This window comes from Bradyrhizobium sp., from assembly GCF_036009065.1.
In the GTDB taxonomy this organism is placed as follows: Bacteria; Pseudomonadota; Alphaproteobacteria; order Rhizobiales; family Xanthobacteraceae; genus Bradyrhizobium.
Genome location: NZ_DASYMN010000018.1, coordinates 1 through 19,782 on the forward strand (window position 1 = coordinate 1; position 19,782 = coordinate 19,782).

Here is a 19,782-nt window from a genome sequence, read left to right on the forward strand (position 1 = left end):
CATGTCGGCTGGCAGATGAACGAAGTGCTCGCCGAGGTCTGGCCGAGCCTGATCGGCGAATGGATATGGACCAAGGCCGCGTTCGGCGAGCACGAAGAAGACCCCGAATATTTCGAGGTCTTCGAACGTAATTTCCGCACCATCTGCAAGCTCGCCGACTGCTCGCTCGACGATCTCAGGCGCCTTCGCGATGACGCGGCTCCGCGATTTATCGACTTCTGCGTGGACAGTGTCGATTGGAGCCGCTTCGGGGTGGTCGGCTTTTCGCTGGTGTTTCAGCAGCTGCTGGCCAGCGTCGCGCTGGCGCGCGCGTTGAAAGCGCGCCATCCGTCGCTGCCGATCATTTTCGGCGGCGCCGCCCTCGAGGACGACATCGCCGAAGAGGTGGTGCGCGGCTGCCCGCAAGTCGATTACGTCTTTTGCGGCGACGCCGAGATTTCACTGCCGAAAATAATCCAGGGCATTCTCGAGGAAAAGCCCGTGAGCGGGTTTCCCGGCCTGATGTCACGCGACGGCGGGCGGGTGGTGTTCGGCGGGCGCGCGGCCAACCTGCGCGACCTCAACGTCACGCCGGTGCCGGAATTCGAAGAATATTTTTACGCGAGGGGCGAGAGCGGATACGCCCAATATAGTCCGCATGGCGAGGTGCTGCTTCCGATCGAAACCGCGCGCGGCTGCTGGTGGGGCGTAAAACACCACTGCACGTTCTGCGGCCTGAACCGGGCGGGAATGGAATTCCGCGCCAAGGAGCCGCAGCAGGTGATGGACATGCTGGAGACGCTCTCGCGCCGCTACGGGCGCCTCGACTTCAACGCCATCGATAACATCATGGCGCCGGAATATACCGAGCAGCTGTTCGGGCGGCTTGCGGAGGCCAAAAGCGACATTCGCCTGCATTACGAAATCCGTCCGCATTTCAAACGCGATCAGCTTGCCAGAATGCGCAGCGGCGGACTGGTTTCGGTGCAACCCGGTATCGAGAGCTTCTCGACGCACGTGCTCAAACTGATGAAGAAGCACTCGACCGGGATGCGCAACCTGGAACTGATGAAGTGGTGCACCTATTACGGCATCAACAATCTCTACAACATACTGGTCGGCTTCGCCGGCGAGACGGCGGACGATTATCGCCAGCAATGCGACGTGATCGACAAGATTCCGCATCTCCAGCCGCCTTACGCGATCGCGAGGGCCCGCGCCGACCGCGGCTCGCCGATGTTCACCGATCCGGACAAGCATGGCGTCGGCCGCCTGCGTCCGGCCGATTGCTATCGCTACATTTTCCCGCGCGGACGCTTCAACCTGGACAGGATCTCGTATTATTTCGATCACGACGGTCCCGGCATGCTGCCGGAACACGAATATGACGACATTTTCCGCGCCGTCGGCGGCTGGCAGGAGCGCTGGCGCAACGGCGAACGGCCGACGCTGCAGTACCGAAAGTCATGCGCGTCGATCTTCATCGAGGACGCGCGCAACGGCACGCCGCGGCAGTTCGACTATTCCGACGGCCACGCCGCGCTCTATGAGTTCTGCATGGATGCGAAGACCGAACACGCAATCCGGACCGAGTTCGGCGAAACCGACTGGCTGGCGCCGGCTTTGGCTGAATTTCGCGAGCGAGATCTCATGATCCGGCTGGACGACCAATATCTCAGTCTCGCGCTTCCGAAGAATTCCTACGTCTGATGCGGCGCGACCGCATCGGCGATTTTTTCGTGGCGGAGGCGTGGTCGGACAGCCTGGCGCGCCTGCCGGCTGCGTTTCATGCGGACCGCGACGAACTCCTCGGCATGATGCGCAAGGATGCCATCCTCTACGAATCGCCGACACAGCCGATCCTGTCGCGCGACGGATCGACGGCGCGCTGGATGCTGAATTCGCTGCAGGTCACGCTGACGCCGCGCGGCGCGGAGCTGGCCGGACGCTGCGTGCTCGAACTGCTCAAGCGTTTCGAGGGCCGGCAGATCGCAACCCTCGGACTGACCGCCGTGCCGATCCTGAATTCCGTCATCATGCAGTCGGGCGGCCGCTATCACGGGCTGCTGGTGCGCCAGCAGCGCAAGAAGCACGGCTCACTGAAGCTGATCGAAGGTCCGATCGATAAAGACGAACCCACCATCGTAATCGACGACTCCATCAGCTCCGGCACCTCCATGCAGCTTGCCTGCGATACGCTGCGCGCCGCCGGCATTCGCGTCGAGGGCGGAATCTTCCTGGTCCGGTTCGGCTGGCACGGCGGCTTTGCGCGCATGCAGGAGCAGGGCTACCACGTCGAGGCGGTAACCGACATCTGGAGTGACTTCATCTATCACATGGATGACGAGCCGAAGCCGATCGGCAATCCGACCAAGATTTTTCCGCAAATCCGATGGAGTAAGGCGCGCGCCCCGGAGAAGCTGCATCCGGCCAAACTGGCGCGCATCGCCATGCGCGAATACCTCACCTCCGGAAAACTGCCGCGCCCGCCGCAGGCGCTCGACAGCGATTATCCGGCTGGAGGCGGCGCCTGGGTAAGCCTGCGCTCCCTCCAGGACATTCACGTCCGCCACGCGCGTGACGGATACTGGAATTTCCCCGGCGAGAAAGCCTGGCCGGCGAGCGAAGCGGTGCTGTGGGCAGCGCTCAAGACGGCCGAAACCCTGCCGAAGAACAAGGCGCTTGCCTTGCTCGACGATAGCGCGATCGCCGTCACGTTCTTTACCGCGATGGAACAGTGTCCGGTCGGCGCGCTCGACAACGACCGCTACGGGATCGTGGTGCGCAGCCTGGAACGGCCGGGCTGGATGGGCGGCGCGCTGCCGCGCATGCCCGGCATCCTGAATGAGTGGGATCAGTATCAGCACGCGCGCACGACCAATGCCGGGCTGATTTCGTTCGAGCCGCACGCGATCCTTCGTCACGACGTCATCAAGGCGGCGGAGCCCGGCGTGAGCTGGCAGCCGACCGGCGTTCCCTTCGCCGCGGCCCATCCGCTGACGCGAGCCGACCGCGGCGGCATGGTGGCCGCACGTGCGCGCGATCTCGCCGTCGCCAGGCTGTTCGGCAGCGAACTGTGCACGGCGCCGCTTCGCGATGACCTGTTGCCCTCCGATACCGATCAGCTTTACGTCAGCGTCTATCTGGGTGGGCGGCTGCGCGGATGTTTCGGCGCCGTGCTGCGCCGGCTCGACGAGGATGTGGCGACGCTGGTGGAGGCCGCGCTGGGCGATACGCGCTTCGAAGCTCCGGCGGACGTGACGTCGCCGGAGGCGGTATCCGTCACCGTCGCGCTGCTGTACGACCGCCTCGAGCTTGGGCTTCATTCCATCGAGGACATCATCCGCCGCATCCGCTATGGCGAGCACGCGCTGATGGTCGAGCAGAAGAAACGGTTTGCACTTTATTTGCCTTCGGTCGCCAGCCGTTACAGCCTTTATCCCGTTGCCTTCGTCGAGGAACTGCTGCGCAAGGCCGCGATCACCAAGCCGCCGTACCGGTGGACCCGGTTCGCGTGTGCGGCGTGGCTTGCGGATCAGGCGGGCGAGCGACCTGTCGAAGGAAGTTTCGCGCCCGAAGCTGCCCCGGCCGGATTGCCGGCATTGTTGGGGCGGCTTGCTCCGCTCGCCATCGCTTATTTGTTGCGGCACCAGCGTCCGGACGGCACGTTCTTCACCCGCTACGAGCCGTTACTGGATCAACTCTATGAGAGCGTCGATCTGCCACGGCTTGCCCATGCCGCGTGGGTGCTGGCACGGGCCTCCGGGACAACCGATGAATCGGCCGGCAAGGCCGCCCTCCGCACGATGAAATTCCTGTTGGACGCCGTCGAGGAAACCGCTGACGGACTGTGGCTCAGTTACGCCGACAACGATCGTTCGGTCGCCGAAAACGCCCTGCTCGTTCTCGCGCTATGCAAAATTTCGGACCAGAAGCTCCGCAAGCGGTGGGTCCCGCGGCTTGCGGCGACGCTTTGGTCGCGCATCGATGCGCATGGCCGCGTCCACACGCATGCGGATCAAGCCGCGGCATCGGACGCCTATCAGGATTACTTCCCGGGCCAGGTATTGCTGGCGCTCGCCACCGCGGCGCAGGCCGGACTGACGTCACTCGACGACGTAAAGTTCACGCGGGCGTTTCGCTATTACCGGCACCGGTTTCGCGCCCGGCCGCATTTCGGGCAGGTCTCATGGCTGGCGCAGGCGTGCCTCGCCTGTTGGCGGATCAAGCCCGATCCGTGCTTCGCCGATCTGGCTTTCGACGTCGCCGACTGGATCCTCGGCTTCCAGCAGCAAAAGTCCGGCGCGTTCCTGAACGATCATCAGTCCGACACGCCGGGCTATACGACCGCGCTGTATCTGGAGGGCCTGGCCGCCGCGGCCTGCCTCGCGCGGCTAACGGGAAACCAGGAGCGCCATCGCGACTACATCGACTCGTGCCGGCGCGGGCTGCAATTCCTGGACGGTTTGATCATCCAGTCCCGCGATGCGTCCCTGCTTCCCAACCCGGCAATGGCAATCGGCGGGCTGCGGCGAAGCGCGCGAGCCAGCGAAATATGCATCGACTTCGTGCAGCATTATCTTGCTGCGTTGATCGGAATTCGCGAAGCGGCCGAAGCCGGTTAGCGAGCGCCACCGGACGCGATCATTTCGCCCGCCTCGCCCGATCTCACACACCATCAAGCAATCGGTAACCACGCCCGGCCCCACCGGCCGATCGATACAATTTGAACGATCCCTTCAACCCGCAAACAAAAGGTTTTTGACAAGGTGGCTCCTGAACGAGGGAGAACACCCATGAGCGAAGTCGAATTCGACCGATTGCTGGACGCCGTCCGGACGGCCATGGTGCCCGCTCCGCCGCCGGATTTTTCGCACCTGCCGCCGGTCTTCGACGCGCCGCCGCTGGCTGCGAACGACAATCAGCTGGCCTGGCCGTTCGTCCCCTTTCCCCAGGGCTGGTCGGGGTCCTGCTGATTTCGAACCACTCGTTGGCTATTTTGATTTCTCAAATAATAAGTTCAAGCAACTGATCTGATTTAGAAAAGCTCTCGCGCCTGCGCAGAATTCTGCTCGACGCCGAGGTGAACCTTTAGTTCACCATCTTCAAGCCAAAGGCCACCGCGCGGGGCAAGTTCGAGTGGTTTGACCGCCTCTGGAATTCCGAGAATACCTTGGTAGAATTTTCGAGCCTCGGCCTCCCCGCCGGCAGCCATAGCCAGCAGGACATGATCCAATCGGCGAACGCGCAGCGCTTGCTGATCCAGCACCGGCGAGGCAGCGCGACGATCCGTAGATTTGCCACCGCCACCAAAATTTCGGGCGAAAAACCCCCAACAAGGCGAAGACGATGAAAGAGAGCACCCTGGCCAAAATCACAGCTTCCGTAGCCGCTGCACGAGGGATGGCACAAAAGGCCCTGGCAGCCGACCCGAACCCTGATTGGACCGAATACGAAATGCTATCAATTGACGAGTGGATCGCCCGTCAGGATGTCAAACTCGATCGCCCCGAAGCCATCCGCCGCCTGGTGCAGCTCGGGCTGAACGCAAAACCGAAATGAAAGCGGCGGCAAGCCGCTTTGAGCCAAACCGATTTCAAGGGTTTTTCAATGGGATGGCTGGAGGCCACGACCAGAATTGAACTGGTGTACACGGTTTTGCAGACCGTTGCGTAACCACTCCGCCACGTGGCCCCATGGGCGAACCTCATATACGCCGGAGCCACGATAGGCAACCGAGGCCGCTCAGGCCCGCTTGCGGCGGCGGTAATCGCGTTTCGGCCGGGGTTTTGGTGCGAGTTCCGGCAGCACCGCCTGCGCCTCCCGGTACTTCGCCAGCATCCGCTCAAAACTGGCGCTCAGCGTCGCCTCGATGTCGGGGCGTTTTTCGAGGGCAGCCAGCAGCATCGCCGCGGCCTCGATGGTCGACAATCCGTCGCGGCGCGGCTCGCGGCGCAGCTTGCCGTAGCGCGATGGCCGCGCCGGACCGAGGATGACGCGCTGGCACTTTAGCATCCACGCATTGCGCCACCACAGCGCCTTCGCTTGGCTCCAGGTGCCGTCAAGCAGGACGATGCCTTCGATGTCCTTCAGAATCGCGCGCTGATTGTCCTCGACCTCGCCCTTGCGGTTGAGGGCGACGACCTCGCGGTCGGTGTCAAGCTCGGCGACTTTGGCGGAGCCGAGATAAAGCACCGCCCAGCGCTGGGGATCAGCTACCTGCCGCCCCAGCGCCTTGGACAGGCTCGGCCAGGACAGCCCGATCTTCAACACTGCGTTCTTGAAATGCTGCGCGGTCAGCCGCGCGGTGCCGAGCGCCCTGTCCTGCTCCTGCGGATGCTGCAGGATCAAGAGCGAAATGCGACTCTCGATCGGCGTGATGCTGTCGCAGATGCAGAGCGGCAGCGGCTTGTCGCAGTCCGGGCAATCCGGGATCGCCTGCGGCGCGGCGTTGCCGGCGGCCGGCTCGAGGTGTTTTGACATGGCTCGCTATACGCTTTGCAGGCCCGGCCTTCAACAGTCAGGAAATGAAACATGCGCCACGCCACAAATGCCGTCATCCTGAGGAGCGCGCACTTGCGCGCGTCTCGAAGGATGGCCGCTTGCCCCTGTGGCCCATCCTTCGAGGCTCGCCGTCAAGGACGGCGAGCACCTCAGGATGACGTCGGTGTGCGCGGTTGGCAGGTGCTATTCCGCCGGTGCGGCGACGGGCGCCGGCCTGGACCGCCGCCGCCGCAGCCGGTCGATCAAGAGATATATCACCGGCGTCGTGTACAGGGTCAGGATCTGCGAGACCAATAGTCCGCCGATGATGGTGATGCCGAGCGGCCGGCGCAGTTCGGTGCCGGGGCCGGTGGCGATGACCAATGGAATGCCGGCGAACAACGCCGCCATGGTCGTCATCAGGATGGGGCGAAACCGCACGCTGCACGCCTCGAAAATCGCCTCGGCCGACGACAGCCCGCGATGGCGCTCGGCATCTAGCGCAAAATCCACCATCATGATGCCGTTCTTCTTGACGATGCCGATCAACAGAATGATGCCGACGAAGGCGATGACGGTGAGCGGCGTATTGGTGACCTGCAACGCCAGCAGCGCGCCGAGGCCCGCCGACGGCAGCGTGGAAATGATGGTCAGCGGATGGGCGAGGCTCTCATAGAGCACGCCGAGCACGATATACATCGCCACCAGCGCGCCGAGGATCAGCAGCGGCTGCCTTCCTGCGGTCCTGTTGAAATCACCGGCATTGCCGTCGAAACTGCCGCGAATGCCTTCCGGCATGTGCAGCTCATCGACCGCGCGCTGGATATTTGACGTGGCGACCTCCAGTGCAACGTCGGGAAGAAGATTGAAGGAAACCGTGGTCGAGGGAAACGACTGCGAGTGATAGACCGCCAGCGGCGACAGCCCGCGCTGATAGCGAACCACCGCCGAGAGCGGCACCTGCGTGCCATTGGCGCCGGCGACGAAGATGCGTTCGAGATTGGACGGGTCGCTCTGGAATTTCGGATCGATCTCCAGCACCACCATGTACTGGTTGCGCTGGGTGTAGATGATCGAGATCTGCCGCTGCGAAAACGCATTATTGAGGGCGTTGTCGATGTCCTGGACCCGCACGCCAAGGCTCGAGGCTTTTTGCCGGTCGATCGCCAATGTCAGCTGCAGCCCGCCGGGGTCGCGGTCGCTGGAGATGTCGGTGATGCCTTCGACGGTCTCCATGCGCTTGGCCACCAGCGGCGCCCACTTCTGTAAGAGATCGAGGTCGGTGCTCAACAAGGTGTACTGGTAGTCGGAATCGCTTTGCCGTCCGCCGGTGCGAATATCCTGGGCGGCAAACATGAACAGCCGGATGCCGGCGACCTGGTAGAGATCCTTGCGCAGCCGGTCGATCACCTGCGCCGTGGTCGCCCCGCGCTGCGCGGGCGGCTTGAGGCTGATGAACATGACCCCGCGATTGGATCCCCCGCCGCCGGGGCCCCCGGCCCCGCCGAGCGACGATCCGACCCCCGCCACCGCCGGATCGGCCATCACGATATCGGCCAGCCGCTGCTGCAGCCCGAGCATGGTCTGGAACGAGGTGTCGGCCGAGGCGCGCGTCGAACCGATCACGAAACCGCTGTCGTCAACCGGGAAATATCCCTTCGGCGTCTTGACATAGAGCGTCACCGTCAGGGCGATCGTCGCAAAGAACACCAGCAGCGTCAAAAACGGGAAATCAAGGACGAAGCGCAGCGTCCGCTCGTAAAATGCGACGACGCGGGACAGCGAGCCTTCGACGAGGCGGTCGAACCATGTGGCACTGCTGGAGGTGGTTTCCTTGATGTAATGCGCGCAGATCATAGGCGTAATGGTCAGCGACACCACCGTAGACACCACGATGGCGAAAGTCAGCGTCAGCGAGAATTCCCGCAGCAGCCGGCCGACGATGCCGTCCATGAAAATCAGCGGCGTGAAGGCTGCGATCAGCGACAGGCTGATCGACAGCACCGTGAAGCCGATCTGCCGCGCGCCCTCGAGTGCCGCCCGATACGGCCGCATCCCTTGTTCGAGATTGCGGTACATGTTCTCGATCATGACGATGGCGTCGTCGACCACAAAGCCGATCGAGATCGCCAGCGCCATCAGCGACAGGTTGTCGATCGAGAATCCCGCGAGCCACATCCCGGCGCAGGTGCCGGCCAGCGCCAGCGGCACGGAGACGCCGGCGGCGATAGTCGGGGTGATCCGGCGCAGGAATACGAACACCACCAGCATGACCAGGAATGCGGTGGCAAGCAGCGTGAGCTGCATATCCTCGACGCTGGCCCTGATCGTGCCGGTGCGGTCGGTCAAGGTTGAAATCTCGACGCCGCCCGGAATCCACTGCTTCAGTTCGGGTATCAAAGCCTTGACGCGGTCGACCATGTCGATGACGTTGGCGTCGCCCTGCTTGGTGATCTGGATCAGCACCGCCGGCTGCTTGTTGAACCATGCGATCGACCGGCTGTTGCGGACGGAGTCCTCGACCTCGGCCACGTCGGAGAGCCGGACGAAGCTGCCGTTCCTGCTCTTGACCAGGATGTCGCGGAACTCGGCCGCGGTCCGCATCTGCTTGTTGACCGACAGGGTCTCGCTCTGGCGGGCGCCGTTGAAAATGCCGACCGGACCCAGCGCGTTGGCACCGATGACGGCGGTCCTGACATCGTCGGTCGCGATGCCGGCATTGGAGAGCGCGACCGGGTTGAGCGCAATGCGCACGGCGGGCTGGTCGGCTCCCGTGACCGTCACCTCGCCGACGCCGGGCACCTGCGAAATCCGCTGCGCGACCACGGTGTCCGCAACATCATAAATGGCGCTCGGCGAAATCGTCTTCGAGGTCAACGCCAGCACGAACACCGGGGCGGCGGCCGGATTGGCTTTGCGGAATCTCGGCAGTGACGGCAGGTCGCTCGGCAAATCCGCCAGCGAGGCATTGATCGCGGCCTGGACATCGCGCGCTGCGCGATCGATGTCGCGGCCGATGTTGAATTGCAGCTGGATGCTGGTCGAGCCCAGCGAACTCGTTGATGTGATCTGGTTGATGCCCGCGATCTGTCCGAGCCGGCGTTCCAGCGGCGCGGCGACCGTCCCGGCCATCACCGTCGGGTCCGCGCCGGGGCGCGTTGCCGAAACCCGGATCATCGGGAAGTCGACATTCGGCACCGCCGCGACGGGAAGGAAGTTGTAGGCAACGGCGCCGACCAGAAACAGCCCGATCGCCAGCAGCGTGGTGCCGACCGGCCGACGGATGAATGGCTCGGAGATCGACAGCATTACTGCATCCCCTCGGTCGCTCCCGCGATTGGCGGCGACGGCAACTCGGGTCCAACCGGCGGCACCGCTTTCTCGATCCGCCGGTTCAGCCGGTCGAGCGCCAGATAGATCACCGGCGTCGTATAGAGCGTCAGCAGCTGGCTGAGCAGCAGGCCGCCGATGATCGAAATGCCCAGCGGAAACCGCAGCTCGGCGCCGGTGCCGCTTTCCACCGCCAGCGGCAGCGCGCCGAACAGCGCGGCCAGCGTGGTCATCATGATCGGGCGGAACCGAAGCAGGCAGGCCTGCACGATGGCGTCGTACGGCGACATGCCCTGATGCCGCTCGGCCTCCAGCGCAAAGTCGATCATCATGATCGCGTTCTTCTTGACGATGCCCATCAGCAGGATGATGCCGATCAGGCCGATGACAGACAGGTCCTGTCCGAACAGCATCAGCGCGAGAATGGCGCCGACTCCCGCCGACGGCAGCGTCGAAAGAATGGTGATCGGATGAATGTAGCTTTCGTAGAGCACGCCCAGCACGATGTAGATGGTGACCAGGGCTGCGAGGATCAGCCACGGCTGCCCGGCCAGCGATTTGGAGAATTCGGCGGCGTCGCCGGCGAACAGTCCGACGATGCTGCCGGGCATTCCGATCCCGGTTTCGATGGTCTTGACCGCCTCCACTGCGTCGCCAAGCGCCGCACCCGGCGCCAGGTTGAAGCTCAGCGATACCGCGGGAAACTGCGCCTGATGCGAGATCGCCAGCGGCGCGGTGGTTCGCGTCAGGGTGGCAACCGCTGATATCGGCACCTGCCCGGCCGCGACGCCGGGAAGTGCGCTGGCGGCGCCGGGGACATAGAGCTTTGAGAGGATGGAAGGATCGCGCTGATACTCCGGCAACGCCTCCAGCACGACCCGATACTGGTTGGCCTGCCCGTAGATCGTCGAAATCTGCCGCTGCGCGAACGCATCGTTCAGCGTGTCATTCACGGCCTGGATGCTGACACCAAGCTGGCCGGCGCGCTGACGGTTGACGTCGAGCGCGGCGCGCAGGCCGCCCTCCTGCGCCTCCGATGACACGTCACGGAACAGCGGATCGCGCCGCAATTCCGCGACCAGTTTGCCCGCCCACAGCACCACCTGTGCGGAATCGGTGCCGGTCAGCGTGTACTGGTATTGCGAGCGGCTCGACCGGGTGCTGATCTGGACGTCCTGCACCGGCTGGAAATAAACCGTCATGCCCGGGATCGGCGCCACCCGTTCTTTCAATCGTGCGACCACGACCGAGATATCGTCGCGGCGTTCGCCGCGTGGCCGCAGCGTCATCACCAGGCGGCCGACATTGGTGGTCGGATTGACCGAGCCCGCGCCGATCACGGACACCACGCCGGTGACATCGGGGTCAGCCCTGATCGCGTCCGCGGCCTCGGTCTGCCGGCGTTGCATCTCCGCAAAGGATACGTCGGGTCCGGCTTCGGTCACCGCGGTGATCGACGCGGTGTCCTGCAGCGGCAGAAAGCCCTTCGGCGCCACGATATACAGGGCAACCGTCGCGGCGATGGTTGCCAATGTAACGACCAGCGTCGCGCGCTGATGCCGCAGCACCCACATCAACGTGCGATGATAGAACGCGACCATGCGATCGATACCGCGGCTGACCGCGGCCAGCCCGGGAACCGCGATCTCCTCGCCGGCATGCTTGAGCAGCCGCGAACACATCATCGGCGTCAGCGTCAGGGAGACAATGGCCGACGTCACCACCGCGATGGTCAGCGTCAGCGCGAATTCGCGGAACATCCGCCCCACCAGGCCGGACATGAACAGCAATGGAATGAACACCGCGATCAGCGACACGGTGAGCGAGATCACGGTAAAACCGATTTCGCTGGCGCCCTTGAGCGAAGCCTCCATCGCGCTTTCGCCGTTTTCCATGTGGCGAACGATGTTCTCGATCATCACGATGGCGTCGTCGACCACGAAGCCGGTGCCGATGGTCAGCGCCATCAGCGACAAATTGTCGAGGCTGAAGCCGGAAAAATACATGATCCCGAAGCTGGTGATCAGCGACAGCGGCAGCGCCACGCCGGCGATCAGCGTCGCGCGCATCGACCGCAAAAACAGCAGCACCACCAGCGTCACCAGCACGACGCTCAGGATCAGCGTGAACTGCACGTCGTTGACGGAGGCACGGATGGTCACGGTGCGGTCGCTGACGATGGTCAGTTTGACGCCGGCCGGAATCGCCCGCTGAACTTTCGGGATTTCCTCGCGGATCTGGCGGACGACTTCGATGACGTTGGCGCCGGGCTGGCGCTGGATGTCGATGATGACAGCCGGCGTGCCGTTGTACCATCCGCCGGTGCGGTCGTTCTCAAGCCCGTCGACGATTTTCGCGACGTCGCCAATGGTCACGGGCGATCCATTGCGGTAGGCGATGATAATGGGCTTATAGGCTTCCGCCGCGGCGATCTGGTCGTTGGCGGCGATGGTGTAGGCCTGTTGCGCACCGTCGAGCGATCCTTTCGGCCCCGAGACGTTTGCGCCGGCGATGGCGTTGCGCAGGTCTTCCATCGCAATGCCATAGGCCGCGAGCCGCGCCAGGTCTGCCTGCACGCGAACCGCCGGCTTGAGGCCGCCCAGTATCGACACGCGTCCCACGCCGGAAATCTGGCTCAGGCGTTGCGCCAGCAAGGTGTCGGCGATGTCGCTCATGGCGCGCAGCGAAATCGTCTCCGACGTCAGCGCCAGGGTCATGACCGGCGCGTCCGCCGGGTTCACCTTGGCGTAGGTCGGCGGATACGGCAGATTCTTCGGCAGGATTCCCGCCGCGGCATTGATCGCCGCCTGCACGTCCTGGGTGGCGCCGTCGATGTCGCGGTTGAGGTCGAACTGCAGCGAGATCTGGCTGACGCCGAACGAGGAGGTCGATGTCATCGACGATAAAGATGGAATTTGCCCCAGTTGGCGCTCCAGCGGCGCTGTTATCAGCGAGGCGATCACGTCCGGGCTGGCGCCCGGCAACTGCGTCGTCACCTGCACGGTCGGGAAATCGACCTGCGGCAGCGCCGAGACCGGCAGCGCCCAATAGCCGAGCGCCCCGCCGATCAGCAGCGCGATCCCGAGCAGCGAGGTCGCGATCGGCCGGCGGATGAATGGTTCCGAAACGCTCATGGCTGCGTGTCCATTGCTGCGACGGTCATGACGTCACGCGCTCGATGTGTGAATCATGGCTGCGCCTTCGCTCCGCTGCCTGACTTGTCGCTCCCCTGCGCCGGTCCGGTTTGACCCTTTTGATCGCCCTCGCCTTGCCCGCTCTCGGCCTTCTTGCCGCGACGCTCGCTCTGACCTTCCTTGCCCTGGCCGCCCTGCGCGCCCCTGCCCTGCCGTTTGCGCGGCGCGAGATCGGCCGACGGCGTTTGCTCGTCCTTGCCGACAATGACTTTGGCGCCGTCGGACAGGTTGGCAAAGCCGGTCGTCACCACCCGATCGGATGGCGTGAGCCCGCTGCCGATCACGGCGTCAGTCTCGTTCTGCTGGATCACCGTGATCGGTTTGGCCGTCACGGTGTCGTCGTTGTCGATGACATAACTGAATGTTCCGGCCGGTCCCCGCTGCGCCGCCGACGCCGGTATCACCAGTGCCTTCGGCAGCGTTTCAACCTTGAGCCGCACGTTGACGAATTGACCCGGCCACAATTGAAAATTGGCATTGGGAAATTCGGCCTTGAGCTTCAGGGTTCCGGTGGTCGGATCGACCTGGTTATCGATTCCCTTCAACGTGCCGGTGTCCGCCACCGTGGCCCCGTCATTGCCGAACACGTCGACCGAAAGTGCGCCCTTTGCGGAAGCGGCATTGACCCGCACGATCTGCTGCTGCGGAAGGCTGAACTGAACGGTAATCGGCTGCAGCTGCGTGATGATCACCAGACCAGTGGCATCGGACGCGCGGATGATGTTGCCCTGATCGACCTGGCGCAGGCCGGCGCGGCCGGATAGCGGAGCGATGATCTTGGTATAGCCCAGGGTTGCCTGGGCATTGTCGATCATGGCCTGATCGGCGTTGACCAGCGCCTCCTGCTGCGCGACGACGGCGCGCTGCGTGTCGGCCTGCTGCTTCGAGCCGGCATTGGAGGCGGCAAGCTGCTGATAGCGCGTCAAATCGAGACGCATGTTGGCAAGCTGGGCTTCGTCCTGCGCCTTCTTGGCGACCGCCTGGTCTAGCTGCGCCTTATAGATCACCGGGTCGATCTCGCCGAGAATATCGCCTTTTTTGACCTCCTGCCCTTCGGTGAAGTTGACGGCGATCAACTTGCCATCGACTTGCGCGCGAACCAGGACATTGTTCAGCGCGCGAACAGAACCGACGCCCTCGAGATACACCGGCACGTCCTGGATGCGCGGCGTCGCAGCCAGCACCGGCACCGCCAGATCGGGGCGGACCCGGTTGGCCGCCTGCTGCTGCTTCTGCTGAAACGACGTCCAGCCGATATAGCCGAGGCCGCCAAGAATCAGCAGCGTGATGAAAATAGAAACCGTACGCCGGCGCGCGCGACCGGCCACGCGGGCAACGCTGCCGCCGGCTGCTTTCGCGGTTTCGTTCAAATCCGGCTTAAAGAGCATTGACCGGTCTTTCCAATCTTGGTCCCAGGATTCTTGGCCCCAGGATTCTTGGCCCCAGGAGCTTCGGCTCCAAGGGCTCCCAGCCGCCCCCCAGCGCCTGATACAGGCTGACGATCGCCAGCAGCCGGGCCAGTTGCGCCTGCCACAGCGAATCTTCCGCCTGAAATAGCGTCAATTGGGTATTTAGCACAGTCACGATGTCGGCGGTGCCCGCCCGTAGCTGCTGTTCGGAGAGCTGAAACGCCCGCTTCGAAGCTGCCAGCACCTCGCGCTGCAGCCGCAGCTTTTCCGTGGTCTGCCGAATCGCCACCAGCGCATTGTCGACGTCGGCAAAGGCCTGGACCACCGTCTTGCGGTAGGTCTGCAGCAGTTCGTCTTGTCTCGCCTTGGTGAACTCAAAATTACCGAGAATCCGGCCGCCGTCGAAAATCGGCTGGGTCAGGCTGCCGACCGCGTTGAAAAACGCCGCATGCGGCTGAAACAGCGACGCCAGCGACGAACTCTGATAGCCGCCCTGCCCGGTGAGCTGGATGCTCGGGAAAAACTGCGCGCGCGCGCTGCCGACATTGGCGGTGGCGGAGGCAAGCTGCGCCTCCTGGCGGCGAATATCCGGCCTTTGCGTCAGCAATTCCGACGGCAGCCCGGGCGTCACCCGCGGCGGCACGATCAGGTTGAGCGAGCCGCCGCTGACTTTCACGCTTTCCGGCGGTCGCGCCACCAGCGTCGCCAGCGCGTTGACGTTCTGCGCGAGCGTTTGCCGCAGTGGCGGAACCAAGGCTCTCTGGTTGGCGAGTACGGCTTCCTGCTGGGCTACGTCGAGATCGGTGCCGGTTCCGGCCTTGAAGCGCGCTTTGATGGCGTCGAGAATTCGCGTGGCGCTGGCAATGTTGCTGCTGGCGGTGCGAAGCCGATCCTGCGAGGCCAAGACCTGGAAATAAGCGTTGGCGACGGCGGCGAGCGTCGTCAGCGCCACCACGTCGCGGTCGAAACGATTAGCCGTGGAGATTTCTTCGGCCGCCAGCGCGGCATCGCGGTTCTTGCCCCAGAAATCGATTTCATAGGCGGAGCTGAGCGAGGCCGTGTAGTTGACCACTTCGCGGCCGCCGATCGACAACCCGCTGGCGCTGGAGCCCGAGGTGCGGGAATAGGCTTCCTGGCCGTTGAAGTTCAGGGTCGGCAGCAACGCAGCACCGGTGATCCGCGCCTGCGCATCGGCCTGACGGATTCGCGACGTAGCCGCCGCGATGTCGAGATTGACCGTCTGTGCTTCTTCCATCAGCGTGGTCAATTCGGACGACCGGAACCCGCGCCACCAATCCAGGGTTGGCGGGGCATCGAGCCTGGACAGTCGCGCAGCTTTGTAGCGGTCCGGAATCTCCAGCGCGGGATCGGGAAGGTCCTTGGTCAGAATACAGCCCGCCGAGGCCGCGACGAGGATGAACGCCACGAGCAGGTTCGCCGAACGCACTAAACCAGGCTTTGCCGACGCAACTTGCAACGTAGTCACCGGGGTGATGCTTCCAATGGAACCGGCCGCCATTGTAGCTGTACGAACCAGGTGCGGACAGTCCTGTTCGGCAACTGTCCCCGCAAGCTGCACCGGTTAAGGCTGCGTGCAGGGCCGTCGAAATTTGCCGATCCGGGCTATTTTATTGGGCTTTGTCGAACTCGGCGCGATTCGGCGATGGCGGAGTCTTACGAAGATTTCATGTGCCTTCGGCCTGCTCGTGGCGGCCTGCCCCGCCAACAGCTGAAACTTTCGAGATAGCGGCGTCGTAGCTCGGAGGTGAACGGATGCCAGGGGCTTTGGAATGCGCGTTGCGGTTATTGGAACGGGAATCGCCGGCAACGCCGCAGCCTGGGCCTTGTCGAAGCGTTACCCGGTCACCGTCTACGATCGCGAGTTCAGATCCGGCGGCCACAGCCACACCGTGACTATCGACTATGATGGCTGGCCGCTTGCCGTCGACATCGGATTCATCGTCTACAACGAGCTGAATTATCCGGACCTGACGGCGCTGTTTGCGCATCTCGGCGTCGACACCGAGCCAAGCTGCATGAGCTTCGCGGTCACGGCGGATGCCGGCCGTTTCGAATGGAAAGGCGGCGGCGACACCTGGCGCGATACCGCGCAAGGCCTGTTCGCCCAGCCGAAAAACCTGTTGTCGCCGTCTTACCTGTGGATGCTGCGCGACATCCTGATTTTCAATACCAAAAGCATCGAGGACCATGCGGCCGGCAGACTAGCCGGCCGCACTTTGGGCGAATATTTTGCGTATCGCAAATTCGCACCGCGGCTGCTGACCGACTACCTCGCGCCGATGGGCGCGGCGATCTGGTCCGCACCATCCGACCAGATGCTGGATTTTCCCGCCGAGAATTTTGTCGCGTTCTTCGTCAATCATCGCCTGCTGCAATACGACCGCCCGGTCTGGCGCACCGTGAAGGGTGGCAGCCGCCGTTATGTGGAAAAGCTGACCTCGGCATTCCGGGACCGGCTTCGTCTTGGCTGCGCCGTGACCTCGATCCAACGCGCCCCACATGGCGTCGTGGTCAATGACAGCCATGGCGGAAGAGACACTTACGATCACGTGGTGATCGCTGCGCATAGCGATCAGGCGCTGGCGATGCTGTCCGACCCGGGCGACCGGGAACGCGCCGTTCTCGGCGGCATCCGCTACGCGCCCAACCTCGTCTATCTGCATCGCGACATCGCCCTGATGCCGAGGCGCCGGCGCGCCTGGGCATCCTGGAATTTTCTGCGCTGGCGGCGCGAAGGGACTGTGATCAACGACGTCGCCGTGACCTACTGGATGAACCGCCTGCAGGGGATCGCCGACGACATGCCGCTGTTCGTCAGCCTCAATCCGCCGTTCGCGCCCGATCCGGCGCTGACATTCGGCAAATACATCTGCGATCATCCGCAATACAACGCAGCCGCTTTCGCCGCGCAAAAACGGCTTCATGAGATTCAGGGCAGGCGCCGTACCTGGTTCTGCGGCGCCTGGACCGGGTACGGCTTTCACGAGGACGGTCTGCGATCCGGCCTTGCGGTCGCCGAGGCACTGGGGGCGACGGTACCGTGGCGCGCGCCGCCGCCCGAACTCGCGCAAGCCGCGGAATAGCGATGCCGAACGATACCGACAAGCGCGCCCGGACGGTTACGGCCGATGCCGCCGTGCTTTATTTTGGCAATGTCATGCATGCGCGGCTGAAGCCGATAGGCCACCGCTTCAGCTATCGCGTGATGAGCCTGCTGATCGATCTTGACCGGCTGGGCGAGGCCGACCGGCAATCGCCGCTATTCGCCGTCAACCGGTCGGCGCTGTACAGTTTCAACGAAGCCGATCATGGCGAGCGCGATGGATCGTCCTTGCGCGCCTATGCGCAGCGGTGCGCTGCCGCGCGCGGAATCGATCTGACCGGCGGCCGGGTCCTGTTGCTGTGCTACCCCAGGCTGTTCGGTTACGTCTTCAATCCGCTGTCGGTCTACTTTTGTTATCGCGCCCAGGGCGAACTTGCCCTGATCATCTACGAGGTCCGCAACACCCTTGGCGAACTGCATTGCTACGTGCTTCCGGTGCAGCCAGGCGAGATCAGCGAAGCCGGCCTGCGCCAGCAGCAGGACAAGCTTTTTTACGTCTCGCCCTTTATCGAGATGGCGATGCGCTACCGTTTCCGCGTCGCGCCGCCGGCAGAAAGCGTCAAACTGCGCATCCTGGAGACCGGCCACGAAGGCCCCCTGCTCTCGGCCACCTTCCACGGCCGGCGCCGCGGTTTGACCACGCCGGCGCTGCTGGAATCGTTGTTTTCGCTGCCGCTTCTCACCTTCAAAATCGTCGCAGCGATCCATTGGCAGGCGCTGCGGCTCTGGCTCAAGGGCGCCCGGCCGGTGCCGCGGACAAATGCCGCACAAACCGGTGCCGGCATAAAAACCGGCTTGGCGACCCCTGAGTGCAGCGATTATACTGAGACTGCGTTGTCCGGAACCGGACGAAAGCCCGGTCTGCGGAAAGGCGCTCTGATGCAGTGAAGGTCGAATCTCGGATAGACTCGGCCGTCGACACATCGCTCAGTGGGGGTCGTCATGTCTGACCTGATCTGTCTCACTCCCGAAAATGTCGATCAGGAGCTTTCTGATCTGCCGCGACTGGTGCGGCTGGCACTAGGCTTTGGCTCGAAACTGCGCCGCGGCACGCTCGATATCAAGCTGCCCGATGGCCGAAAGGTCAGGTTGGGCGGCATGGAACCCGGACCGGCGGCCGAGATGACGATCTACGATTACGGATTTGCATCGCGGCTTGTGAACGGCGGCGATATCGGAATAGCCGAAGCCTATCTGCAAGGCGAATGGGACACGCCGGACCTCACCCAGTTTCTGTATCTGTTCTGCGTCAACCACGACCTGATCCAGACGATGCTCGGCGACAATCCGCTGATGCGGTTCGTCCAGATCGTCCGCCACTGGTTCAACCGCAATACCAGGCGGCAGGCGCGGCGCAATATCTACGCGCATTACGACATCGGCAACGCATTCTACTCGGCGTGGCTCGACCCGAGCATGACCTATTCCTCCGCTCTGTTCGAGGACGGCACATCCGACCTGACCGCCGCGCAGCACAACAAATACCGCCGGCTCGCCGAAGCCATCGACCTGCAACCCGGACAGAAGGTGCTGGAGATCGGATGCGGCTGGGGTGGCTTTGCCGAATACGCGGCCAAGAACTACGGCGCCAATGTGGTTGGGCTGACGATCAGCAAGCAGCAGCGCGATTTCGCGCAGCAGCGAATGCAGGACGCGGGCCTCGGCGACAAGGTCGAGATCAGATTTCAGGACTACCGGGACGAACGCGGCCAATACGACCGGATCGCGTCAATCGAGATGATCGAGGCGGTCGGCGAGCAGTTCTGGCCGCAATATTTTTCCCAGCTGCGCGACCGGCTGCTGCCCGGCGGGCTGGCGGGAATCCAGGCCATCACCATTCAGGACAAATTCTTCCAGACCTATCGCCGGGAAGTCGATTTCATCCAGCGCTATGTTTTCCCGGGCGGAATGCTGCCGTCGCCTGAGGTATTGAAATCGCTGGGCGAGCGGTTCGGCGTTCCCGTCATCCGCGAGCGCGTGTTTGGGCAAGATTATGCCAAGACGCTCGCGACCTGGCGAAATAATTTCCGCGCCGCATGGCCGAACCTGATGCCGCTGGGTTTCGACGACCGGTTCCGGCGATTGTGGGAATACTACCTCGCTTATTGCGAGGCGGGTTTTCTGTCGGGAAATATCGACGTGCGGCAGGTGGTGTTCGCGAAATCGAAATAGCGGTGGCTTGCAGCGGCGTTGCGCTCACTTGTGCGGCTATCACGCCTCTATTAGGGTTGCCGCCTGATCTCCCCCCGCTGGCAGAATTCCC

At 63.5% G+C, this 19,782-nt stretch carries 13 protein-coding genes and 1 tRNA gene; 7 read left to right on the top strand and 7 right to left on the bottom strand.

Annotated features, from left to right (window positions below; all coding sequences use genetic code 11):
• The 3 genes from VGP39_RS00710 to VGP39_RS00720 form a co-directional block, all read left to right on the top strand.
• A partial coding sequence (locus VGP39_RS00710; protein ID WP_327566191.1) for a RiPP maturation radical SAM C-methyltransferase occupies nucleotides 1-1,689 on the top strand: 1,689 nt, incomplete at its 5' end.
• Entirely contained in the window at nucleotides 1,689-4,604 is a 2,916-nt protein-coding gene (locus tag VGP39_RS00715; protein WP_327566192.1) for an AMMECR1 domain-containing protein, read from the top strand. The genes VGP39_RS00710 and VGP39_RS00715, both read left to right, overlap by 1 nt.
• A gap of 171 nt (nucleotides 4,605-4,775) precedes the next feature.
• Nucleotides 4,776-4,955, top strand: coding sequence for a hypothetical protein (locus tag VGP39_RS00720; RefSeq protein WP_327566193.1), 180 nt, complete (start codon nucleotides 4,776-4,778; stop codon nucleotides 4,953-4,955).
• 62 nt (nucleotides 4,956-5,017) lie between these two features.
• Here VGP39_RS00720 and VGP39_RS00725 read toward each other — a convergent pair whose 3' ends face one another.
• Complete coding sequence (locus tag VGP39_RS00725; protein WP_327566194.1) at nucleotides 5,018-5,248, bottom strand: glyoxalase; 231 nt, start codon at nucleotides 5,246-5,248, stop codon at nucleotides 5,018-5,020.
• Between the two features lie 80 nt (nucleotides 5,249-5,328).
• Between VGP39_RS00725 and VGP39_RS00730 the strand changes: the two genes are divergently transcribed.
• Nucleotides 5,329-5,541 carry a hypothetical protein gene (locus tag VGP39_RS00730; protein WP_327566195.1) on the top strand — a complete coding sequence of 71 codons (213 nt, stop codon included), beginning with the start codon at nucleotides 5,329-5,331 and terminating at the stop codon, nucleotides 5,539-5,541.
• Nucleotides 5,542-5,599: 58 nt separating this feature from the next.
• On the opposite strand, the gene VGP39_RS00735 is transcribed toward VGP39_RS00730, so the two are convergent.
• The 6 genes from VGP39_RS00735 to VGP39_RS00760 form a co-directional block, all read right to left on the bottom strand.
• Nucleotides 5,600-5,673 (bottom strand) — tRNA-Cys (locus VGP39_RS00735).
• Nucleotides 5,674-5,724: 51 nt separating this feature from the next.
• On the bottom strand, nucleotides 5,725-6,462 hold the full coding sequence (locus tag VGP39_RS00740; RefSeq protein ID WP_327566196.1) for a tRNA-uridine aminocarboxypropyltransferase: 738 nt from the start codon (nucleotides 6,460-6,462) through the stop codon (nucleotides 5,725-5,727).
• Nucleotides 6,463-6,666: 204 nt separating this feature from the next.
• Complete coding sequence (locus VGP39_RS00745) at nucleotides 6,667-9,771, bottom strand: efflux RND transporter permease subunit (RefSeq protein WP_327566197.1); 3,105 nt, start codon at nucleotides 9,769-9,771, stop codon at nucleotides 6,667-6,669.
• Nucleotides 9,771-12,926: an efflux RND transporter permease subunit gene (locus VGP39_RS00750; RefSeq protein WP_327566198.1), complete on the bottom strand. Its 3,156-nt coding sequence runs from the start codon at nucleotides 12,924-12,926 to the stop codon at nucleotides 9,771-9,773. Before VGP39_RS00750 ends, VGP39_RS00745 begins: the two co-directional genes overlap by 1 nt.
• A 53-nt stretch (nucleotides 12,927-12,979) precedes the next feature.
• On the bottom strand, nucleotides 12,980-14,374 hold the full coding sequence (locus VGP39_RS00755; RefSeq protein WP_327566199.1) for an efflux RND transporter periplasmic adaptor subunit: 1,395 nt from the start codon (nucleotides 14,372-14,374) through the stop codon (nucleotides 12,980-12,982).
• The gene (locus VGP39_RS00760; RefSeq protein ID WP_327566200.1) at nucleotides 14,364-15,914 is read right to left on the bottom strand and encodes an efflux transporter outer membrane subunit; all 1,551 of its coding nucleotides are present in this window, start codon (nucleotides 15,912-15,914) and stop codon (nucleotides 14,364-14,366) included. Before VGP39_RS00760 ends, VGP39_RS00755 begins: the two co-directional genes overlap by 11 nt.
• Nucleotides 15,915-16,185: 271 nt before the next feature.
• Here VGP39_RS00760 and VGP39_RS00765 point away from each other — a divergent pair, with 271 nt between their 5' ends.
• The 3 genes from VGP39_RS00765 to VGP39_RS00775 are packed head-to-tail and all read left to right on the top strand — an operon-like array spanning nucleotide 16,186 to nucleotide 19,691.
• Nucleotides 16,186-17,499 carry an NAD(P)/FAD-dependent oxidoreductase gene (locus tag VGP39_RS00765; RefSeq protein ID WP_327566201.1) on the top strand — a complete coding sequence of 438 codons (1,314 nt, stop codon included), beginning with the start codon at nucleotides 16,186-16,188 and terminating at the stop codon, nucleotides 17,497-17,499.
• Nucleotides 17,500-17,501: 2 nt separating this feature from the next.
• Nucleotides 17,502-18,407 carry a DUF1365 domain-containing protein gene (locus tag VGP39_RS00770; RefSeq protein WP_327566202.1) on the top strand — a complete coding sequence of 302 codons (906 nt, stop codon included), beginning with the start codon at nucleotides 17,502-17,504 and terminating at the stop codon, nucleotides 18,405-18,407.
• A gap of 54 nt (nucleotides 18,408-18,461) precedes the next feature.
• Nucleotides 18,462-19,691, top strand: coding sequence for a cyclopropane-fatty-acyl-phospholipid synthase family protein (locus VGP39_RS00775; protein WP_327566203.1), 1,230 nt, complete (start codon nucleotides 18,462-18,464; stop codon nucleotides 19,689-19,691).
• The last annotated feature ends 91 nt before the right edge of the window (nucleotides 19,692-19,782 follow it).

Excerpts from the sequence above, each read along its gene's own strand:
- VGP39_RS00715 (WP_327566192.1), top strand. The coding sequence starts at position 1,689 with ATGCGGCGCGACCGCATCGGCGATTTTTTCGTGGCGGAGGCGTGGTCG.
- VGP39_RS00720 (WP_327566193.1), top strand. The coding sequence starts at position 4,776 with ATGAGCGAAGTCGAATTCGACCGATTGCTGGACGCCGTCCGGACGGCC.
- VGP39_RS00730 (WP_327566195.1), top strand. The coding sequence starts at position 5,329 with ATGAAAGAGAGCACCCTGGCCAAAATCACAGCTTCCGTAGCCGCTGCA.
- VGP39_RS00740 (WP_327566196.1), bottom strand. The coding sequence starts at position 6,462 with ATGTCAAAACACCTCGAGCCGGCCGCCGGCAACGCCGCGCCGCAGGCG.
- VGP39_RS00745 (WP_327566197.1), bottom strand. The coding sequence starts at position 9,771 with ATGCTGTCGATCTCCGAGCCATTCATCCGTCGGCCGGTCGGCACCACG.
- VGP39_RS00750 (WP_327566198.1), bottom strand. The coding sequence starts at position 12,926 with ATGAGCGTTTCGGAACCATTCATCCGCCGGCCGATCGCGACCTCGCTG.
- VGP39_RS00755 (WP_327566199.1), bottom strand. The coding sequence starts at position 14,374 with ATGCTCTTTAAGCCGGATTTGAACGAAACCGCGAAAGCAGCCGGCGGC.
- VGP39_RS00760 (WP_327566200.1), bottom strand. The coding sequence starts at position 15,914 with ATGGCGGCCGGTTCCATTGGAAGCATCACCCCGGTGACTACGTTGCAA.
- VGP39_RS00765 (WP_327566201.1), top strand. The coding sequence starts at position 16,186 with ATGCGCGTTGCGGTTATTGGAACGGGAATCGCCGGCAACGCCGCAGCC.
- VGP39_RS00770 (WP_327566202.1), top strand. The coding sequence starts at position 17,502 with ATGCCGAACGATACCGACAAGCGCGCCCGGACGGTTACGGCCGATGCC.
- VGP39_RS00775 (WP_327566203.1), top strand. The coding sequence starts at position 18,462 with ATGTCTGACCTGATCTGTCTCACTCCCGAAAATGTCGATCAGGAGCTT.